Origin of the sequence: Streptacidiphilus fuscans, from assembly GCF_015690355.1 — a bacterium.
Lineage (GTDB): Bacteria > Actinomycetota > Actinomycetes > Streptomycetales > Streptomycetaceae > Streptacidiphilus > Streptacidiphilus fuscans.
This window is the reverse complement of the sequence record NZ_JADPRT010000019.1, coordinates 173378-192634: the sequence shown is the minus strand read 5'-3', so window position 1 is coordinate 192634 and position 19257 is coordinate 173378. Positions and strand designations below refer to the sequence as shown.

General features: G+C 70.4%; 18 protein-coding genes and 1 pseudogene. 10 read left to right on the top strand and 9 right to left on the bottom strand.

Going from position 1 to position 19257, the window contains the following annotated elements:
- The first annotated feature begins 52 nt into the window (after positions 1–52).
- Positions 53–1402, top strand: a complete 1350-nt coding sequence (locus I2501_RS33930) for a hypothetical protein (RefSeq protein WP_196197383.1) — start codon at positions 53–55, stop codon at positions 1400–1402.
- Between the two features lie 70 nt (positions 1403–1472).
- Positions 1473–2102 carry a GNAT family N-acetyltransferase gene (locus I2501_RS33925; RefSeq protein ID WP_196197382.1) on the top strand — a complete coding sequence of 210 codons (630 nt, stop codon included), beginning with the start codon at positions 1473–1475 and terminating at the stop codon, positions 2100–2102.
- A 22-nt stretch (positions 2103–2124) separates the two neighbouring features.
- Here I2501_RS33925 and I2501_RS33920 read toward each other — a convergent pair whose 3' ends face one another.
- Positions 2125–2610, bottom strand: a complete 486-nt coding sequence (locus tag I2501_RS33920; protein WP_196197381.1) for a hypothetical protein — start codon at positions 2608–2610, stop codon at positions 2125–2127.
- Positions 2611–2687: 77 nt separating this feature from the next.
- Here I2501_RS33920 and arfB point away from each other — a divergent pair, with 77 nt between their 5' ends.
- Entirely contained in the window at positions 2688–3122 is a 435-nt protein-coding gene (gene arfB / locus I2501_RS33915) for an alternative ribosome rescue aminoacyl-tRNA hydrolase ArfB (protein WP_196197380.1), read from the top strand.
- A gap of 123 nt (positions 3123–3245) precedes the next feature.
- Here the strand turns inward: arfB and I2501_RS33910 are convergent, their stop codons facing one another.
- A complete protein-coding gene (locus I2501_RS33910; protein WP_328806737.1) occupies positions 3246–3770 on the bottom strand; it encodes a flavin reductase family protein in 525 nt (174 codons plus the stop codon).
- A 357-nt stretch (positions 3771–4127) separates the two neighbouring features.
- Here I2501_RS33910 and I2501_RS33905 point away from each other — a divergent pair, with 357 nt between their 5' ends.
- Both I2501_RS33905 and I2501_RS33900 read left to right on the top strand, forming a co-directional pair.
- The gene (locus I2501_RS33905) at positions 4128–6068 is read left to right on the top strand and encodes a sensor domain-containing diguanylate cyclase (protein WP_196197378.1); all 1941 of its coding nucleotides are present in this window, start codon (positions 4128–4130) and stop codon (positions 6066–6068) included.
- A gap of 287 nt (positions 6069–6355) precedes the next feature.
- On the top strand, positions 6356–7297 hold the full coding sequence (locus I2501_RS33900; RefSeq protein ID WP_196197377.1) for a carbohydrate-binding protein: 942 nt from the start codon (positions 6356–6358) through the stop codon (positions 7295–7297).
- Between the two features lie 310 nt (positions 7298–7607).
- Here I2501_RS33900 and I2501_RS41075 read toward each other — a convergent pair.
- A pseudogene (locus I2501_RS41075) lies at positions 7608–8172 on the bottom strand (winged helix-turn-helix domain-containing protein); the annotation flags it as partial.
- 312 nt (positions 8173–8484) lie between these two features.
- On the opposite strand from I2501_RS41075, the gene I2501_RS33885 reads away from it, so the two are divergent.
- Positions 8485–8994 carry a DUF2690 domain-containing protein gene (locus I2501_RS33885; protein WP_196197376.1) on the top strand — a complete coding sequence of 170 codons (510 nt, stop codon included), beginning with the start codon at positions 8485–8487 and terminating at the stop codon, positions 8992–8994.
- 131 nt (positions 8995–9125) lie between these two features.
- Here the strand turns inward: I2501_RS33885 and nagA are convergent, their stop codons facing one another.
- Both nagA and I2501_RS33875 read right to left on the bottom strand, forming a co-directional pair.
- Complete coding sequence (gene nagA, locus I2501_RS33880; RefSeq protein WP_328806736.1) at positions 9126–10319, bottom strand: N-acetylglucosamine-6-phosphate deacetylase; 1194 nt, start codon at positions 10317–10319, stop codon at positions 9126–9128.
- Entirely contained in the window at positions 10316–11245 is a 930-nt protein-coding gene (locus tag I2501_RS33875) for an ROK family protein (RefSeq protein WP_196197374.1), read from the bottom strand. The genes nagA and I2501_RS33875 overlap by 4 nt, the downstream gene beginning before the upstream one ends.
- A 584-nt stretch (positions 11246–11829) precedes the next feature.
- Between I2501_RS33875 and I2501_RS33870 the strand changes: the two genes are divergently transcribed.
- The 3 genes from I2501_RS33870 to I2501_RS33860 all read left to right on the top strand — a co-directional run bounded on the left by I2501_RS33870 (position 11830) and on the right by I2501_RS33860 (position 15025).
- Positions 11830–13047, top strand: coding sequence for an extracellular solute-binding protein (locus I2501_RS33870; RefSeq protein ID WP_196197373.1), 1218 nt, complete (start codon positions 11830–11832; stop codon positions 13045–13047).
- 108 nt (positions 13048–13155) lie between these two features.
- Entirely contained in the window at positions 13156–14139 is a 984-nt protein-coding gene (locus I2501_RS33865) for a carbohydrate ABC transporter permease (protein ID WP_196197372.1), read from the top strand.
- Between the two features lies 1 nt (position 14140).
- Positions 14141–15025 carry a carbohydrate ABC transporter permease gene (locus I2501_RS33860; protein WP_196197371.1) on the top strand — a complete coding sequence of 295 codons (885 nt, stop codon included), beginning with the start codon at positions 14141–14143 and terminating at the stop codon, positions 15023–15025.
- A gap of 74 nt (positions 15026–15099) precedes the next feature.
- Here the strand turns inward: I2501_RS33860 and I2501_RS33855 are convergent, their stop codons facing one another.
- The gene (locus I2501_RS33855) at positions 15100–15444 is read right to left on the bottom strand and encodes a cupin domain-containing protein (RefSeq protein ID WP_196197370.1); all 345 of its coding nucleotides are present in this window, start codon (positions 15442–15444) and stop codon (positions 15100–15102) included.
- A 139-nt stretch (positions 15445–15583) separates the two neighbouring features.
- On the opposite strand from I2501_RS33855, the gene I2501_RS33850 reads away from it, so the two are divergent.
- A complete protein-coding gene (locus tag I2501_RS33850) occupies positions 15584–15814 on the top strand; it encodes a DUF3263 domain-containing protein (protein WP_196197369.1) in 231 nt (76 codons plus the stop codon).
- Here I2501_RS33850 and otsB read toward each other — a convergent pair.
- From otsB to I2501_RS33835, 3 genes are read right to left on the bottom strand one after another with little or no spacing between them, the layout of a single operon-like run.
- Positions 15786–16661 (bottom strand): trehalose-phosphatase, encoded by an 876-nt coding sequence (gene otsB, locus I2501_RS33845; RefSeq protein ID WP_196197368.1) that lies wholly within the window; start codon positions 16659–16661, stop codon positions 15786–15788. The genes I2501_RS33850 and otsB overlap by 29 nt on opposite strands.
- 19 nt (positions 16662–16680) lie before the next feature.
- On the bottom strand, positions 16681–18156 hold the full coding sequence (locus tag I2501_RS33840) for an alpha,alpha-trehalose-phosphate synthase (UDP-forming) (protein ID WP_196197367.1): 1476 nt from the start codon (positions 18154–18156) through the stop codon (positions 16681–16683).
- Positions 18157–18171: 15 nt separating this feature from the next.
- Positions 18172–19194, bottom strand: a complete 1023-nt coding sequence (locus I2501_RS33835; RefSeq protein WP_196197366.1) for a glucosyl-3-phosphoglycerate synthase — start codon at positions 19192–19194, stop codon at positions 18172–18174.
- Between the last annotated feature and the right edge of the window lie 63 nt (positions 19195–19257).

The window sequence follows — 19257 nt, the reverse complement described above, 5'->3', positions numbered from 1 at the left end:
GACTTCCCGCGACGCCCGCACGTCCCGCTTCCCAGAGAGACGGTGACCTTCCATGCGCGATTCCACACCCGAATCCCTGCCCGCCTCCACCTCCGGCTCCCTTCCCGACCCGGACCGAGATGACGAACAGGCCTCCGGCGACCCGCTGTTGCAGCAGCTGCGCAGCGCCGGTGCGGCCTTCACTCCCGACAACCTCGCCGACCTCGTCGCGGGCGGTGTCGCCGACGGTCACCGGCGGCGTCACCGCCGCAACCTCGCCATCGTGGGCGGGACGGCGGCGCTGGCGCTGATCGCCGTGGGCGGGGCGCTCACACCCGCGTTGCTCGGGCACGGCACGGGTCAGCAGCGCGCCGAGGCCGCCTCGGCGGGACGGCGTGCTGCCCCGTCGGCGTCGACGGGGCAGTCGACGTCGACATCGCCGGTCAGCGTCGAGCCGACGCCCGACCACGCCGCCGCCATGCTGAGGACGCTGGAGAGCCTGCTGCCCAAGGGCGCCACGTTCGGTTCTCTGCAGGGACGTTGGGGCCTGGGGGGAGGGATGATCGCGCCGCTGGCGAGCGTCGTTTACGACGACTCCCATGGGGCGTCCCTGATCGAGCTCGGCCTCAACCACGTCGCTCCTGGGGCCTCGGTGCCGGGGTGCGTCGATCCCGTCTACGCGCCCAACGACGTCTGCAGCAGCGAAACGCTCCCGGACGGCTCCCGGCTGGTGGTCGACCAGGGCTACGAGTACCCCTCACGCGGCACCGGCACCAAGGACTGGGGCGCCACGCTGGTCAGGCCGAACGGCCAGGAGGTGCAGGTCTCGGAGTGGAACGCGCCGCAGGAGAAGGGCGCGTCCGTCTCCCGACCCACCCCTCCGCTCGACGCCGCACAGCTCCGCGCGCTGGTCACCGACCGCGCCTGGCAGCCGCTGCTCGCGGCCCTGCCCGCGCCCACGGCCCCGCCGGTCGCCGTTCCGCAGGGCCCGACGGGTGACGCCATCCTCAACACGGTCAACGCGCTGCTGCCCAAGGGTGTCACCGCGCTGCACGAGGACACCCAGACCGGCTACGCCGAGGAGCAGCTCTCCGACGGCACCGGCGGCGTGGGTCTGATCGGGATCAACTACCAGCACTGGAACCCCACCACGGACGCGCAGACGCTCGCCCAGCTCTACGCCGGGGCCACGGTGCTGCCCGACGGCAGCAAGCTGGTCGTGTCGGAGAACCCCGCGGAGAAGGGCGGCAGCGGCGCGGTCCAGTGGATCGCGGACGTGTTGCACCCCGACGGCCTGCGGGTGGTCGCCATGGAGTTCAACGCCCCGACCCAGGGCGTGGCGGCGGACCGGGCCGAACCGGTGCTGACCATGGCCCAGCTCAAGGCGCTCGTCACCAGCACGCTGTGGAGCAGCCTCGGCTGAGCCCTGCGTGACCCTGCGCGACCGTGCACGAGACGGCACGCAGTGGTCCGGTCCGGTCTAGCCTGGCGGGATGGAGCTGAGCATCCGTCCGTACCGGTCGGACGACTGGGAGGACCTGTACGAGATCTGCGTCCGCACCGGCGACAACGGTGCGGACGCGAGCTCGTTGTACCCGGACCCGAGGATCCTGCCGGACATCTTCGTCGGCCCGTACCTCGCGCTGGAGCCCGAGCTCGCGTTCGTCGTCGCGGACGCGGCGGACGCGGCGGACGCGGCGGACGGGGCGGACGGGGAGGGCGGCGACAGGGCACTCGGCTACATCCTCGGCACGGCCGACACGCGCCGCTTCGTCGCCCGCTACCGCGACGAGTGGCTGCCGAAGGTGGTCGACCGTTACCCCGACGACGGCGGACGGGGCAGTGAGCTGCGCCGCCCGGAGGTGATGCTGAGCCCGATCGCCGACGCGTACCCGGCCCATCTGCACATCGACCTGATGCCGCAGGCGCAGGGGCGCGGGTTCGGTCGGCGGTTGATGGACACCTACCTCGCCGCGCTGCGCGAGCGCGGCGTCGACGCTGTCCACCTGGCGATGGGCGCGGCCAACGTGTCCGCGCGCGCGTTCTACGACCGGCTCGGCTTCTCGGAGTTGGCCCGCCCGGTGCCCGGCCTGGTGGTGATGGGCCGCAGCACGCGGCTGTAGGCCGTAGGCGGTCAGTACGGGCTCAGGGAACGCGCGGGAAGCGGCTGCGCAGCTCCCAGACGGTGAGGTTGTGCTGCAGGTCGTCGTGAAGGTCCGTCAGGTCCGCGAGAATGTCCTGCAGGAAGTCCCGTGATTCGCGGCGCAGCACGCCGTGGTCCACCAGCAGCGGGCGCTCGTCGCGGACCCAGTCGGCACGGAGCTCGACCCAGTCGCCGCGCCGGGAGAACCGCAGCCGGTCCGACGACTCCGTGAAGTCCAGCTCGGCACGCGGAGTGCGGAAGCCCGGCAGCACCTCGTCCAGCTGCTCGACGATGTCGCACAGCGCCCAGGCGAAGTCCAGCACCGGCACCCACCCCCACCGGGTGGAGAGGTCCCGTCCGCCCTCGCCCTCGATGAACACGTCCCCGCAGAAGAGGTCGTGCCGCAGGGCGCGGACGGGCGCCGTCGCGTAGTCCGTCTGCGGCGGGTCGGGGAAGCGGTTGGAGAGGGAGTAGCCGAGCTCGATCACCCCACGATTCTCGCAGTGCCGGTGAGAGTCGGTGAAAAGGGTTCGCGGGTGCGGCCGCTCGGCAGGATCATGGGCACATGTCTGCGAATCCTGTGGCCGTACGCGTCCGGGGTGTCGTCGTGCCCGACGCCGAGCTGCAGTGGCGGTTCTCCCGCTCTTCCGGTCCCGGTGGACAGCACGTCAACACCAGTGACAGCCAGGTCGAGCTGAGGTACGCCCTGGAGGCGAGCGCGGCGCTGCCGCAGGTGTGGCGCGAGCGCGCGCTGGAGCGGCTGGCCGGTCGGCTGGTCGACGGCGCGGTGGTGGTCAAGGCGTCCGAGCACCGGTCGCAGTGGCGCAACCGGGAGGCAGCGGCCGTCCGCATGTCCGCGCTCCTCGCGGAGGCGGTCGCCCCGCCCCCGCGTGCCCGCCGCGCGACGAAGCCCTCCCGCGGCATGGTCGAGCGCCGCCTGGAGAACAAGCGCCGCACCGCCGCCGTCAAACGCGGCCGCGGCCCCGTCCGCGACTTCTAGCCCCGGGCAGACGGGGACGTTGCAAACGTCCAGGGGCGCGAGGAACTGCGCGACAAGCCACCCACGACGGAAGAGCCCCGAACGTGCAGGACCCTCCGCATGCCGGTGGATTCTCTCCGTGGCTCAGCTCAAGTGCCGGTACTGGCCCCGGAAGTACAGCAGCGGACCACCCGTCGGCGCGCCGACCTTCGCTTCGAGGACGTGGCCGATAAAAAGCACGTGGTCGCCCGCGGATATGCGGTCCACCGTCCGGCACTCGACCGTCGCGAGCGCGCCGTCGACCAGGGGGGAGCCCGACTGCTCGCCGCGGTGGTGGGGGAGGTCCGCGAAGAGGAGGCGGTCGCTGACGCGGCCCTTCATCGCGAAGCGCGCGGCGGCGGTCCGCTGGTCGGCGGCGAGGACGGAGACCGCCCAGGTCTCGACGCGGGAGAGGACGTCCTCCATCCGGGAGTCCTCGCGGACGGAGATCAGGACCAGGGGTGGGTCGAGGGAGACCGAGAGGAACGCCGTGGCCGTCATCCCCACGTCCTCGCCGCGTGGGCCGTCCTCCGCGTCGTGGGCGGTCACCAGGACCACGCCGGAGGCGAGCTGGCCGAGGGCGGCGCGGAACTCCTCAGGAGTGGCCTCGGGGCCGTCCAGAGGGGTCACAGGGGCTGGGGTGGCAGTTGCTGCGGCGTCGTACACACAAGCACGCTATCTTCGCTCGGCCCTGCCTCGCATCGGACCTTGGGCGTAGGACGGGCGTCTGATTGCTCACGTTGCGTCGGATCGATGCAAACGTTGGGGAAGAAATGAGGGGGAACGGTAGGGATGGGCCACGAGGGGAACCGAGGGAGGAACTGACGGAGGGTCTGCTCGCGCCTGGTACAGAGTTTCGACGTTCACACGTGCGATGCCTGTGAGTTGGCTCACAAGTGGGAACGAATTGCTGACCCAGAGTGTTGAACAGTGTGCTCTATGTGATTCAGTTTGTCTGCCAGTCGGACCATCGGAGGGAGGTGGGCGATGGACGCCGAGCCGCAGCCGGAGCCGTATGTCCGGTTGGCGACCCTGCGCACGCTCCATCGCATCATCGCCGACCTCAACGCCGCCCGCAGCCTCGCCGGTACCCTCCAGGCCGTGGTCGAGGGCGCCGTGATGGGTCTGGGTTTCGACAGCGCCGCCGTGAACATGGTCCGGCCCGACGGCGATCTGGTCGTCGCCGCCGTCTGGGAGATCAGCACCGAGGGTGAGGCCGACGAGGGCATCAACAGCATGCTCGGGCAGGTCGGCACCCGCGACTCGTGGAACCGGCTGCTCAACGTCGGCGACCACTGGGGCAGCCTGGTCTTCGTCCCGGCCGAACGGATGTGGGCGCGCCCACCGGACCTCCCCATCTGGGGTGGCGGGGACGCCCAGTTCGTCGAGGGCGCCTGGCATCCGGACGACTGTCTCTTCGCCCCCATGTACAGCTACGGCGGCGAGTTGCTCGGCGTGCTCTCCGTCGACCGCCCCCGCAACGGCCGCAGGCCCGGTCCGTGGACGCGTGAGGCCTTGGAGATGTTCGCCCAGCAGGCGGGCATCGCCATCGGCAACGCGCGCCTGCGCGCGGAGATGCAGCGGGCGCTGATCCGGCTGGAGCGCGAACAGCAGGTGCTGCTCGCCAGCGAGGAGAGCTACCGCCAGGCCTTCGAGTACGCGCCCAGCGGCATGGCCATCACCGAGCTGCACGGCCAGACCCGCGGACAGCTCACCCGCGTCAACGACGCCCTGTGCCGGCTGCTGGGCCGCTCCCGCTCCTCCCTGCACCGGCAGTCCTTCGCCGACCTGGTCCATCCGGACGACGCCGTCAAGCTGCGCGGCATCGCCACCGAGAACGGCCGGGCCGAGGTGCGGCTGGCCCGGCGCGACGGCGGCTGGTTCTGGGTGAACCTGCGCAACTCCGTCGTCTCCGACCCGGTCGAGGGCGCGATGTACCTGCTCACGCATGTCGAGGACATCGAGGACCGCAAGCGCCACGAGCTGGCCCTGGCCCACCGGGCCAGTCACGACGCGCTCACCGGCCTGCCCAACGCCGCCGAGCTCCGGGCCCGGTTGCAGATGCGCCTCTGCGACCATCCGCACGACAGCCTCGGGCCCGCCGCACACGGTTCCGGCGCCCCCGGCGCCGCCGCGCACAACCCGGGCGGCTTCGGCGGCTTCGGCGGGTACGACGGCGGCATGGGCGGCCTCGACAGCCGGGGCGACATGGCCGCTCTGGCCATCCGGGGTGACGGCCCGCACATGAATGGCCCCCACATGGACGGCCCGTACGCCGACGGTCTGCACGCCGAGGGTGAGGGTCTGCACCCCGAAGGCCTGCGCGGCGACCCCCGGGACTTCGCGGGTCGTCCCAAGCGCCCGGCCCTGGCCGACCTCCTGGCCGAGGACGAGGGGGACGGTCACGCTCACGGCCACCCCGAGGCCGCCGACGCGGGCGGCTTCGACGGCGGTGGGTACGACCACGTCCACGCCGTTCCGCCGGACGAGGGTGGCGCCGAGCCGGACGGGCGCAACGGCCGCGGTCTCGCCGTGCTCTTCTGCGACCTGAACGGCTTCAAGGGCATCAACGACCGCCACGGCCACAACGCGGGCGACGCCACCCTGATCGAGGTGGCCAGACGGCTTCAGGCCGCCGTCCGCGAGGGTGACACGGTGGCCCGGCTCGGCGGCGACGAGTTCGTCGTCCTCGCCGACGGGCTGGACCGCGAGCGCGCCAAGGATCTGGCCGACCGCCTCCGCGCCGCGGTGACCCCGCCCATACGGTGGGAGAGCCGCACCCTGCGGGTCGGCGTGAGCATAGGCGTCGGTTGGGCCGGTTGCGGGATGAGCATCGACGACGTACTCCACACAGCCGACGAACTGATGTACGTGGAGAAGCGTGCGCGGGCGGGCGGCGGAGGCCGCTCGCACCGGCGCGCGGGCTGATCGCGACAGCCGTTCGGCTGACCGTCCTCACCCTCGCCTCATCCACGTCGCGGCGCTGTTCCGCGCCGTTACGCCGTTGTTCCGCCGTTCGTTGCCTCGCAGGTGGGGGTCGCGCGGAACCGTGCGGCGGGCTGGTTGCGTCCACCGTTCCGGCCACGCCGCTCTTTCCGTCGCGTCACCCAGTCGGGGTAGTGTGCGGTGGATACGCGTGCCTTCGGTGCGGTACTCCGGGCGCGAAGCCGAACATCACGGAACATCCACGTATCACGACTCGGGAGAAGAACTCGATGACAGCCGAGAACAACGGCGTGCCCGAGGACGACGACCCGTTCGCGTACCTGTACCGGTCGGAGGGCGACGCCGACGGCGGTGCGGAGGGCCCCGCGCCCACGCAGCCGATGCCCGGTGTGCCCCGCACCTCGTACCAGCAGGCCACCCAGGTGGGCGGCCGCAGCCAGTACGGCCAGTCCGGATACGGGCAGCAGTCGTCCTACGGCCAGCAGGGCGGCTACGGCGCGCAGCAGACCCAGGCCTACGGCGGCTACCAGGGCGGCGTACCGCAGCAGGGCTCGGCTCCCGGCGGGCCCCCGGCGGGCGGCAGGGCCGCTTCCCGTGGCTCGGGCGGCGGTAGCAGCCGCGGCGTGATGCTGGGTGCGGTCGCGGTCGTGGTGGCCATCGCCATCGGCATCGGCTTCGCGGTGTTCAGCAGCAACGGCGACAAGTCCAACGCCGGCTCCGGCAGCTCCACCTCGCCGACGACCACGGCGGGCAGCAACAGCGCCTCCGCCTCGTCCTCGCCGTCGGTCTCCGCCGGCCTCGGCCCGACGGACGCCGCCACCATGAAGCTGGCCGGCACCGCTCCCGTCACCACTCCGGCCGGTGCCAAGGCTGCGGGCGGCTCCTCGGTGCCGCTGAGCGGTTCGGGCCAGAGCATCACCTGGACCGTCAACATCCCCTCGGCGGGTTCGTATCAGGTCTGGATTCGCTATGGCAACTCCGGTGCCGACTCTAAGCTGGATATCTTGGTGAACGGGGCCAAGTCCCGCGAAGCCAACTGCAAGAACTACGGCCCCGAGAAGGACCCGACCAGGGCCTGGTTCCGCACTTGGGTCCAGCCGGACCTACCGGCAGGTCAAGTCACCATCACGCTCCAGGGCATAGATGGTGAGCCACCGGTCAACGTGGATCAGTTGGCCATCACAACGCCGAATGCCGCTAGTCCGTGGTGACGTGCCGACCTTCGGCAGCACGGCCTTGCGTTGATGCTCATTTGTGAGTCGTGCCGTGAGCTGGACGATCTCTGACCTTATTCCAGTGCCCGGGTCTGGCCCGGCAGTCTCGGAAACCTGAGGAGCAGGTCGGGGCGCTGGTCGACTGGTCTGCGCCTGATGTCTGCCGGTCACCTGCTCGCCGAAACTGGTGGGTTGGGTCTCGATGAGCCACTCGGCGTCCGCATCGATGAACTCTCGCATTCAGGCAGCCAGGTGGATCCAGATGTCCCGGACCGAGTTGGCAGCCGTCGACGAGCTCACGGCGGTTCTGGCCGCGTACTCGGACGACCGGGGGTCTGGCCGATTCGGCCCCAGGTTCTGGCGTGCGGAGGCGCCATCGACTGACTGGCTCCGTCCTCCAAGACCACCTCAGGCGCCGAGTTCCGCCGCTGTGCCCTTACTCGCGGTCAAATCTCCTGCTTCCAGGCCTTGACAGCCTCGTCGTCGCGCTCGATCGCCCATGGGGTCGGCTGCTGCCGGCTCCAGCCGTGGCTCTTCAGCAGTCGTCAGGTGCCCTCGACCGTGTACGAGACATGGAACAGCCGAACGATCAGCGTTTTGATCTGCGCGAGCGTCCACCGCCGGTCCACCCGTCAGCAAGCGGCCCACGCTGCAACTCCCGCTCCAGCCTGGCGATCTGGGCATTGGGGAGCCGGGTCTCCCCTGTGACCCCTTCGACAACGACCCGGCCTCGCCCCGCTCACGACAGGCCTGTCGCCGCCGCTCGGCGGAACGCTCGCTCAAGCGCAGCGCGGCCGCGATGCCGCGTTCTTCTGCCCGGTCTCGAAGTGTTCCACGGTGTGCAACCACGACCGCTCCCGTGTGCTCTTTCGTCGTCGATCGGGCCGCTGCTCCGCGCTTACCCCACACTCCTCGCCTGCTGGACCCTCACCGGCGGTCGTCAGAAGAACTGGCCGAACATCCGCCGACCAAGTTCGGCGACTGACGACTGGGCGGTTTAGGAATTCTGCTCTTGGCGTGAGTAGTCCCATACTTCTCGCGGTCGACAATACGGACTTCCAATGCCAATGCCCCCATTTTGGACTTATGAGGACCTGGTGGAGGTTGTCTGATATATGCGGCATTTTCGAAGCTCGGCCTCACAGGTGTCTGATAATCATCGTTGACATCTGCCTTCATCTTGGGTGAAGATCACGTATTGGGAATCTGAGTACGATCTGGGAGGGTTTATGAACGTACGTAAGATCGGTGCCGTGGGGGCGACCATTGCGGCAGCTGCCGCAATTGCTGTTTCGGTTCCGGGGCAGGCATTTGCCGCCAACTATGCTCTCGATGGACAGGATCCGGTATCCGCTGGGTGTTCGTCCGATGCCACGACCATTGAATCGGCGACCGTTTATGCCAACGACATCACCGGCGCGTATGCGACGGTCGATCTGCGTTATAGCGTGAAGTGCCATGCAGCTTGGGCGCGAATTCGCACGAACGATACTGAGTACAGCACTTATGCGTGGATCGATCGCGAGCAGGATGCGAAGGCGTATTCATGTCATGCTCTGACTTGGAGCAGTTCGCTCGGCGCGTACAGCTGCTATACGCCGGTTCTGTATGATCTCAGTCCGCTCCAGTCGCGGGCCGAAGGCAATGTGCAGATTGGTACTACTAACTTCCAAGGATTTACGAGTTACTACTAACGGTAAAGTCCTTTTGGGCATTTGAAGCTGCGGCTGGCATCGATGCCCGGTAGTTGACGCAGTAACAGCCGGAGACGCCTCGGCCCGCACCCCTTGGGAGTGCGGGTCGAGGCTCATGCACTGGCGTTCCGTCAGCGCGCCACCGGGACGCGGTCGGTGAGCTTGTCCGCGCCGACCGCCCAGACGCCGTCGCGCATGACGGCGACCACCTCGTACTGCTCGTCCAGCACCACCAGGTCCGCGCGCTTGCCGACCTCCAGCGAGCCGATCCGGTCGGAAAGGCCCAACTGCCGTGCCGGGTTGAGCGAGAGCATCCGGCTGACCGTTTCCAGCGGCAGGCCGTTGATCGTCACCGCGCGCTTGAACGCCACGTCCAGCGTCAGCGTCGAGCCCGCGATCGAGCCGCCCTCGGCGAGTCGGGCGACGCCCTCGCGCACCTTCACGGCCAGCGGGCCGAGCATGTAGTCGCCGTCGCCGAAGCCGGCCGCGTCCATCGCGTCGGTGACCAGCGCCACCCGCTCCGCCCCCGCGCCGCGGAAGGCGAGGTCGACGACGGAGGGGTGCAGGTGGACGCCGTCGCCGATCAGCTCGACGGTGACCCGCTCGTCCTCCAGCAGCGCCACGATCGGGCCGGGCGTGCGGTGGCCCACCGCGGGCATGGCGTTGAACAGGTGCGTGGCGACCGTGGCGCCCGCGGCGACGCCCGCCAGGGTGGTGTCGTAGCCGGCGTCGGTGTGGCCGATGGCGGCGATCACGCCGCGCTCGACGAGCAGCCGGATCGACTCGATGCCGCCGTCCAGCTCGGGTGCCAGGGTCACCATCCGCGCCGCGCCCCGGGAGGCGTCGAGCAGCTTGCGGACCACCGCGGGGTCCGGGTCGCGCAGCAGGTCGGGGTCGTGCGCGCCGCAGCGGTTGGTCGAGATGAACGGGCCCTCGAAGTGGATCCCGGCCAGCACGCCGTCCTCGACCAACTCGCTGAGCAGCCCGGCCTGCCGGCACAGGTCGTCGATCTCGCCGGTGACGGTCGAGGCCACGGTCGTGGTGGTGCCGTGGGCGAGGTGGGTGTGCGCGGCCGTGATGATCTGCTCGGCGGTACCGGAGTGGTAGGAGGCGCCGCCGCCGCCGTGGACGTGCATGTCGACGAAGCCCGGGACCACGGTGAGGCCGGTGAGGTCGAGGGCGGGAGCTGTACCGTCCGGGGGAGTGACCGGCGCCGCGATCTCGGTGATCCGGCCGTTCTCCACCGCGATCTTCCCGTTCTCGACGACGCCGGTGGGCAGGACGAGCCTGGCCCCGGCCAGCACAGTGCGCTCCGCGTCGGTCACGCGGTCACCTCCAGTGAGAGCAGATCCCAGGCGAGGAGCCCCGCGCCCAGGCATGCGGCGGTGTCTTTGAGCATCGCCGGTACGAGCGCGGGCGGCACCTGGAACGAGAGTCGTTCCGTGACCGCGACGCGCAGTGGTGCGAACAAGGTGTCACCTGCCTCGGCCAGGCCGCCGCCGATGATGACGGTTCCGGTGTCGAGCAGGCTGTGCGCCATCACGATCCCGTCGGCGAGCGCGGACAGCGCGTCGGTCCAGACGGTGACGGCGCGCGGGTCGCCCGCCGCGACGGCGGTGGCGCAGTCGGCGGCGGTGGCCCCGGGGTTGCCGGAGGCAGCCGCCCAGGCGCGGGAGACCGCTCCGGCCGAGGCGACCGTCTCCAGGCAGCCGTGGGCGCCGCAGCCGCAGGCCGGACCGCCGGGCCGGACCATGACATGGCCGATCTCGCCGCCGTTGCCGTGGGCCCCGGACTCGATCCGGCCGTCGATGCCGATGCCGCCCGCGATGCCGGTGCCGAGTGCGATGAAGAAGAAGCGCGAGACGCCGCGCCCGGCGCCGAGCCGCCCCTCGGCCAGGGCTCCGGTGCGGACGTCGTGGCCGAGCGCGATCGGGATGCCGAGCCGCTCGCCGAGGAGCTTGCGCATCGGCAGGTCGCGCCAGCCGAGGTTGGCGGAGAAGACGGCGACCCCCTCCGCCTCGTCGATGGTGCCGGGCACCACGACGCCGGCCGCGGCGGCGGTCTCGCCGAACCGCTGCCTGCCTTCGTCGCGCAGTTCGGCGGCGAAGTCGAGGATCGCGGACACGACGGCTGGCGTGCCGTGCTCGCGGCCGGTGGGGCGGCGTGCCTCATGGAGCAGGGTGCCGTCGGGGGCGACCAGCGCGGCCTTCATGCCGGTCCCGCCGACATCGAGTGCGATGACGTGCTTCACGACGCGACAGTCTCCCTCCTGGAACGCACAGAGGTCTAGTCCAGTTTGCAGATTGGTCTGGTCCATGGCCAATGTACCGAGGCTTTTGCGCGGAATGTGCGTGATCGGGCCGTCGTCGCCGCCCGATCCGTCCGGGATCCGGTCGAGATCCACGGAAATCCCGGCCGTTCCGCAGCGGCTCCGCGGCAGCTCCCCGGAGGCCCCCGCCGGTCCCCGAAAACACCCTTCGGACAGCTGGTCTAGACCAAGTGGTCCAGTCGATTGTGACCCGCAGGCCCCGGCAAATCGGCGGCTTTGCACGGTGATGTTCCGAATTGCCGTTGCACAGGGCGCAACGAACCCCAGCTTTTCGGTAAATGGTGTAGACCTCTTGCGCGGGTCGTGACCAGACTGGCCGTCACACCGGGACGGCGGCAGCGCAGCCCGGGCCGGCCGGCGGTGACCCCCACCTCCGCCGGCCCCCCAACTGCCGGACCTGGACTGACAATCGACCCCGGCAGGGACCGGGTTCGCATCTGCGAAGGCGGTAGGTTTTCTTGAAGCGTCGTTTGCTCGCTCTCTCAGCAATCGGTGTCGCCGGGGTCATGGCGCTGTCGGCATGCAGCTCCTCCTCGGGCAGCTCGGGTTCTTCCGGTGGCTCGACCACCATCAACCTGCTCGCCGCCGACTATGGCACCGCCGGTACCTCCAACAGCACCCAGACCTACTGGCAGACCCTCGCGGACGCGTTCCACAAGGCCCACCCGGACATCACCGTCCACGTGCAGACCATCGCCTGGACCAACTGGGCCCAGGTCGCCACGATGATCCAGGACAAGCAGTACCCGGACATCCTCGAGGGCGACGCGCCCCAGCAGTTCGCGGCCGACGGCCTGCTCTACCCGCTGACCGACGTGATGTCGTCCAGCACGATCAGCAACCTGATCCCGGTCTTCGCCAAGCAGGAGGACGGAACCGACGGCGTCGCCTACGGCGCCCCGTTCACCACCAGCGCCCGCGGCCTCTTCTACAACAAGAAGCTCTTCGCCGCCGCGAAGATCGCCACCCCGCCGCAGACCTGGACCGACATCCAGAACGACGCCGCCAAGATCAAGGCGCTGGGCGGCGGCAACATCGGCTACGGCCTGCCGCTGGGCCCCGAGGAGGCCCAGGGTGAGTCCTACCTGTGGATGCTGGGCAACGGCGGCGGCTACGTCGACTCCTCCGGCAAGTACGACATCAACTCCGCGGCCAACATCCAGACCTTCCAGTTCATGAACCAGCTGGTCAAGGCCGGCGACACCGAGCCCGGCCCGGCGAGCACCAACCGCCAGCAGATGTGGGACGCCTTCTCGGCCGGCCAGGTCGGCATGGTCGGCGGCTCCGGCGCGCTGCTGCCGGACATCGTCAAGACCGGCAAGCTGACCACCGCCGACTACGGCGTCGTCCCGATGCCCGGCAAGACCGCTCCGCTGACCCAGACCCTGGGCGTGCACGACGACGTCGTCGCGTTCAAGCAGGGCGGCCACGCCGCGCAGATCAAGGAGTTCCTGGACTACGTCTACTCGGACGCCAACCAGATCTCCTTCGACAAGGAGTACGACCTGCTCCCGGCCACCACCTCGGCGTCCGCGACCCTCTCCGGCCAGGACCCGGTCGCGGCGGGCTTCCTCAAGAACGTCCCGAACTCGGTGGTCTACCCGTCCAACACCAACTGGAACACGGTGCTGGCCAAGCTCAAGCAGACCCTGGGCACCGCCGCCTCCGACAACGCGGCCTCGGTCCTGAACGGCCTGCAGAACTTCGCCACCAGCAACCAGTAAGTCCGGCAGTCCTGAACTCAGGACGCCCGGTAGTCCGCACTGTCGGCGGCCGGCCGGCGGGTCACCCCCGCCGGCCGGCCCGTCGGCGCGTATGCCATGGAGCAGACCATGACGCAATCGACCCAGGACTCGGCGGCCGGAGCCGGCCTGCTGGAGTCGGCACCTGGGAGCAATGACGCCCCCCGGCCGTCCGGCCCCCGGTACGGCGCGGGCCGCCGCGTGCTGCGGGCACTGGCGCCCCTGCCGTGGATCGCCCCGGCCACCGCGCTGATCCTCTTCGTGGTGATCTGGCCGGTGGTCTCGATGTTCCTGACCGCACGTCAGAAGTACGACTCCATGGGCTTCGACCAGGGCGGTGCGGGCTGGTCGAACTTCTCCCGGCTCTTCGCCGAGCAGGACCTGCCCGGCGTGATGATCCGCACCGGCATCTGGGTCGTGACGGTGGTCGCGCTGACCATCCTGATCTCGCTCGGTGTCGCCCAGCTGTTCAACCAGGAGTTCCCCGGCCGCCGGGTCGCCCGCTGGGCGCTGATCGCGCCGTGGGCCGCCTCGGTGGTGATGACCTCCATCGTCTTCAAGTGGATGCTCAACCCGAGCAACGGCACCATCCTGGTGCTGCTGCACGACCTGGGCTTCATGAAGAACTACAACAGCGTCAACTGGCTTGCCAGCCAGACCGCGGGGTTCAGCTGGGAGATCTTCGTCGCGGTCTTCGTCTCGGTGCCGTTCACCACCTACGCGCTGCTGGCGGGACTCCAGGCGATCCCGGACGACGTCTACGAGGCGGCCCGCCTCGACGGCGCCGGGGTGGTGCGCACCTACTGGTCGATCACGCTGCCGCTGCTGCGTCCGGCACTGCTGGTGGCCGCGCTGATCAACATCATGAACGTCTTCAACTCCTTCCCGATCATCTACGAGATGACGGGCGGCGGCCCCGGCAACGAGACCTCCACCAGCACGCTGTTCATGTTCAACACCCAGCAGACCAGCATCGGCGAAGCCGCGGCGATGTCGGTGGTCAACTTCGGCTTCATCATCGTGATCGTCCTGCTCTTCCTGCGGGCGTCCAAGTGGAACTCCGCGGAGGACTGACATGACGACCGTTACCGCCCCCGCGCCGGCCTCCGCGGCCCGCAAGGCGAACAAGTCCGCCACGCAGCGTCGGCTGCCGAAGCTGCGCACCGTCTGCATGGCCGGCGGCGCGTACCTGATCGGGCTCTTCTTCCTGCTGCCCTACCTGGAGATGGTCGTCACCGCGGTCCGTCCGGGCAGCGAGCTCCACGACCGAAACCTGCTGCCGTCCCATCCGACGCTGGCCAGCTTCCTCAACATCTGGTCCACCGGCCTCGGCGGCAGCCTCGCCACCAGCCTGGAGATCGCTGGCGGCGCGACGGCGCTGGTGCTGCTGGTCGCGATCCCGGCCGCGTACTACACCGCCCGGCGCAACTTCCGCGGCAAGTGGATCTTCCTGCTGCTGGTGCTGATCACCCAGATGTTCCAGCCGACCGCGATGATCGTCGGCATCTACCAGCAGTTCGTCCAGTTCAACATGATCGACTCGATCTGGTCGCTGATCCTGGTCAACGCGGGCTTCAACATGGCCTTCGCGGTGTGGATCCTGAACGCGTACTTCAGCGCGATCCCCAAGGAGATCGAGGAGGCCGCGATCGTCGACGGCTGCAGCCGGATCGGCGCGATGTTCCGCGTCATCATGCCGCTGGCCGCGCCCGGCATCGTCACGGCGCTGATCTTCACCTTCATCGCGGCCTGGAACGAGTTCATCGTCGCGCTCACCCTGACCACCCAGGCCGGCCCGCGCACGCTGACCGTCAAGATCTCCAATTTCGTCGGCGAGTACAGCGTGGACTGGCAGCACCTCTTCGCCGGCTCGGTGATCGCCACCATCCCGGTGATCATCCTGTTCGCCCTGATCGAGGGCAAGGTCGCCTCCGGCCTGACGGCGGGCGCGGTGAAGTAGCGCTCCGCGCCGCAGGGCAAAGGCAGAGGGGCGGTCGCGCATCGTGCGCGGCCGCCCCTCTGACGTTTCGTCGGCTACGGAAGGGTGATGTGGTACGCCTTGCGCAGCGTCTCGTGCACGGTCCAGGTGGTCTCGTCACCCTCACGCAGGACGCAGGCGTCGCCCGGGCCGACGTCGAAGGTCGGGCCGTCGGCGACCGCGATGGTGGCGCGGCCGGAGACGACGACGAAGAGTTCGTCGGCCTCGGTGTCGGTGACGACGCCCGGGGTGATCTGCCAGATGCCGCGGATCTGCTTGCCGTCCGCGGACTCCCACAGCACCTTGCCGGACACCTCAGGGGTGCCGGAGACGATCTGGCTGGGGTCGAGCGGGTCCGGTTCGAGCTCGGCGTCGGGGATGTGCACGGCGAAACTGGTCATGCCGCCGACCGTAGCCCGCGCGGGTGGCCCGGGGGAGGAGCAACCTGCGTCAGAGGGAGGCGGCAGAATGACAAGTCGTATGGTCGTCCCGACGTGAGGGGCGGCAGGACCTCGGACGCGAGGGGGAGGGCAGCGGGCGATGGGCGACGAGCTGGACGAGCACGACCGGGCGCTGCTGCGCTTCGAGGCGCGCGCCTGGCGGAGCCGTGGGGCCAGGGACGCTGCGATCCGCGAGGAGCTCGGGTACTCGCCCACCCGCTACGCCCAGCTGCTCAACTCCCTGCTGGACCGCGAGGCCGCGCTGGCCTTCGACCCGGTGCTGGTCAACCGGCTGCGCCGGATCAGGGAGCAGAAGCGGCAGCGCCGCTAGCCGTACCGCCGAGCCTGTCCGCCAGGGCGGCCAGCAGGGCGACCACGCCCGCCGGGCCCGGCACGACCAGGTCGGCCCTCCCCGCGATCGCCGCCAACGGCGGTTCGTCCGTCGTCGGCGCACTGTAGGCGAGGACGCCCGGCAGGCCGGAGGCCCGGAGCTTCTCGACGGCGTCGAAGGCCGCGATGTCGCCCAGGTCGTCGCCCGCGTACAGGACGGATCCGGCCCGGCGCTCGGTGAGGAAGCCGGTCAGTGCGACGCCCTTGTCGACGCCGGGCGGACGCAGCTCCAGCACCATCCGGCCCGGCTCGACCACCAGCCCGTTCCGGGCGGCCAGTTCGTGCAGCGGTGCGTCGAGCGCGGCGAAGGCCGCCTCCGGGTCGTCGGCGCGACGGGTGTGGACGGCGACGGCGCGGCCCTTGTCCTCGATCCAGACGCCCTGCCAGGCGCCTTCGGAGTCCAGGAAGCCCGGAAGCTCGGCGCGGACGGCCGCGATGCCCGGGTGCACGGCGGGCGCGTGCACCTCGCCGCTGCGCGCGTCCCAGCGCTCCGCGCCGTAGTGGCCGAGCACGGTCAGGTTCTCCAGCCCGGGAACCCCGGCGAAGCCGCCGTGCCGGACGGCGACGCCCGCCGGTCTGCCGGTGACCACCACGACCGTGTCGACCAGCGGCGCGAGGCGCGCCAGCGCGGGGACGGCGTCCGGGTGCGCGCGCGCCTGGTCGGGGTCGGCCACGATCGGCGCCAGCGTGCCGTCGAAGTCGAGGGCGACGACGGCGCGACGTGGTTCGGCGAGCAGCGCGGCGAGCCCGGCTGCTCCGGCGGGGGTGCTCGGCTCGGGAATGCCCATGGCTACGACCATAACGGGGTCAGCGGCCCGCGGTCAGGGCGCGGAGCTGCTGCAGAAACCATTCCGTGGGAGGAAGCGCCGTGCCGGCCTCGGCCAGGCGCTTGCTGCGGGAGGCGCGTTCCTCCTCCGGCATCACCAGCGCCGCCGCGAGCGCGTCCGCCGTGGCGATGACGTCGTACGGGTTGACCGTGAGCGAGTCCTCGCCCAGCTCGGCGAAGGCCCCCGCCTCGCGCGAGAGCACCAGCGCCACGCCCCGGTCCGAGACGACCGGGACCTCCTTGGCGACCAGGTTCATGCCGTCCCTGATCGGGTTGACCAGCGCCACGTCCGCCAGCCGGTAGGCGGCCAGCGAGCGCGGGAAGTCGTCGTTGACGTGCAGGATCACCGGTTGCCAACTCGGCGTCCCGAACTCGTCGTTGATCTCCTGCGCGGTCCGCAGCACCGCCGCCGTGTACTCGCGGTACTCCGGCAGGTCGTGGCGGGAGGGGTAGGCGAAGGCGATGTGGACGACCCGGTCGAGCCACTCGGGGCGGGTGCGCAGCAGGTGCTGGTAGGCGAGCAGGCCGCGGACGATGTTCTTGCTCAGCTCGGTGCGGTCCACCCGCACCACGGTCCGCCGGTCGCCGACCTGCTCGCGCAGCGCGGCCAACCGGGCGTCCACGTCGGAGCGGTGGGCGCGCTCGCGGAGGAAGCCCGCGTCCGCGCCCAGCGGGTGCACGCCGACCACGGTGGTCCGGCCCTCGTAGGTGATGCTCAGCAGGCCGTCCGCGTCGGGGGCGACCTCGCCGACCTCGGCGCCCAGCACCGCCTCGCAGCAGGCCGCGAAGGACCGCGCCCAACGCTCCGTCAGAAACCCTGCCCGGTCCGCGCCGAGGATGCCGCGCAGCACGTCGGCGGCCACGTCGTCCGGTAGCAGTCGGTAGTAGTCCGGCGGGGCCCAGGGCGTGTGCGAGAAGTGGCCGATCCGCACGTCGGGTCGGAGCTCGCGCAGCAGCCGTGGTGTCAGTGACAGGTGGTAGTCCTGGACCAGTACCGCCGCACCGGGCTCGGCGCAGGCCGCCAGCGCGTCCGCGAAGGCGCGGTTGTACGCCTCGTAGGAGGCCCACTCGCGGCGGAAGTTCGCGCCGAAGACGGGCTTGGTCGGCGTGTCGTAGAGGAGGTGGTGGACGAACCAGAGGGTCGAGTTGGCGATGCCGTTGTACGCCCGGGTGAAGGTGCCGGGGTCTATGTCCAGCATGTGCACGTCCGGGTCGGTCAGGCCCTGCCGGGCTGCCGCACGGTCGCCGTCGGACAGTGCCGCGCAGACCCAGACGCTCTCCTGCTCGGTGCCGATCGCGGACAGGCCGGAGACCAGCCCGCCGCCGCCTCTGCGCGGGGTCAGCGTCCCTTCGTCCCCGACCGAGAACGAGACCGGGCCGCGGTTGGACGCGAGGACGATCGGTGCGGTCCGCCGTGGAGCGGAGCCTGCGGAACCGGGGGCAGTCGTTGGAGCCATGTCAGTGACCCTTGCCTAGGAGGGATGCGGGCAAACCTTCGACCGGCCCGGCGGGAGCCCCGCCGCGGCGCGCTCGCGGTACTCCGGCACGCTCGCGACCGGGGGCCTTTCCACCAGCGTCACCTCGGTGCTGCTCGGCGTGAACCCGTCCGGCGTCCGGGTGAACTGGACCAGCTGCGGCGTGCCCGACGGTTCAGCTGTCGCGACCAGCTCCTCCGGCGCCTTGAGCCGGTCCAGCGCCGTGCGGTAGATGGTCGCCGCCATCCGGCCGAGGGCCTGCGCGTCCTGGTGCCGGTGGTGCCGCACGCCCACGTCGACCTGGGCCAGCGCGTCCAGGCCGACCAGCTCCAACGCGTCGACCAGCAGGCCCAGTTCGACGCCGTAGCCGGTCGGGAAGGGGAGCTGCTCAAGCAGCGAGCGGCGGGCCGCGTACTCGCCGCCGAGCGGCTGGACGAAGCCGGCCAGCAGCGGCCAGTGCAGGTTGAGCAGCGGACGGGCGACGAGCTCGGTGACCCGGCCGCCGCCCGCGGGTATGGAGCCGGTCTCGGTGTCGAAGGGCCGGTCGTACATCGCCTTGACCAGTGCGACATCCGGATCGGTCAGCAGCGGGCCGACGATCCCGGAGACGAAGGTGGAGTCGAAGGCGCGCAGGTCGGAGTCGACGAAGCAGACGATGTCGCCCTCGGTGACCAGCAGTGACCGCCAGAGCACCTCGCCCTTGCCCGGCCCTGCGGGCAGCCGGGGCAGGATGTCGTCGCGGTGGATCACCCGCGCCCCAGCGGCGGCGGCCTCGTGCGCGGTGCGGTCGACCGATCCGGAGTCCACCACGACCAGCTCGTCGACCAGCGGTACGGCCTCGACCAGGTCCCGGCGGATCGCGGTGACGATCTCGCCGACGGTCTCCTCCTCGTCGAGCGCGGGCAGCACCACGCTGACCGTCGCCCCGCTGTGCCGCTTGGCGGCCAGCAGGTCGGGCAGGGGCCGGTCGGCCGCGCTCCACGAACGGCGGCGCAGCCATTCCTCGACCTGGTCCAGCACCTGACTCCCTCTCCTGAACTCCTCGGCGGCCCGTCCGGTGGGAGGCCCGTCCGACGGGCGGAC

Bases quoted from the DNA above. Each gene is read 5' to 3' on its own strand.
- I2501_RS33930 (WP_196197383.1), top strand. From the start codon at position 53: ATGCGCGATTCCACACCCGAATCCCTGCCCGCCTCCACCTCCGGCTCC.
- I2501_RS33925 (WP_196197382.1), top strand. From the start codon at position 1,473: ATGGAGCTGAGCATCCGTCCGTACCGGTCGGACGACTGGGAGGACCTG.
- arfB (WP_196197380.1), top strand. From the start codon at position 2,688: ATGTCTGCGAATCCTGTGGCCGTACGCGTCCGGGGTGTCGTCGTGCCC.
- I2501_RS33905 (WP_196197378.1), top strand. From the start codon at position 4,128: ATGGACGCCGAGCCGCAGCCGGAGCCGTATGTCCGGTTGGCGACCCTG.
- I2501_RS33900 (WP_196197377.1), top strand. From the start codon at position 6,356: ATGACAGCCGAGAACAACGGCGTGCCCGAGGACGACGACCCGTTCGCG.
- I2501_RS33870 (WP_196197373.1), top strand. From the start codon at position 11,830: ATGGCGCTGTCGGCATGCAGCTCCTCCTCGGGCAGCTCGGGTTCTTCC.
- I2501_RS33865 (WP_196197372.1), top strand. From the start codon at position 13,156: ATGACGCAATCGACCCAGGACTCGGCGGCCGGAGCCGGCCTGCTGGAG.
- I2501_RS33860 (WP_196197371.1), top strand. From the start codon at position 14,141: ATGACGACCGTTACCGCCCCCGCGCCGGCCTCCGCGGCCCGCAAGGCG.
- I2501_RS33855 (WP_196197370.1), bottom strand. From the start codon at position 15,444: ATGACCAGTTTCGCCGTGCACATCCCCGACGCCGAGCTCGAACCGGAC.
- I2501_RS33850 (WP_196197369.1), top strand. From the start codon at position 15,584: ATGGGCGACGAGCTGGACGAGCACGACCGGGCGCTGCTGCGCTTCGAG.
- otsB (WP_196197368.1), bottom strand. From the start codon at position 16,661: ATGGGCATTCCCGAGCCGAGCACCCCCGCCGGAGCAGCCGGGCTCGCC.
- I2501_RS33840 (WP_196197367.1), bottom strand. From the start codon at position 18,156: ATGGCTCCAACGACTGCCCCCGGTTCCGCAGGCTCCGCTCCACGGCGG.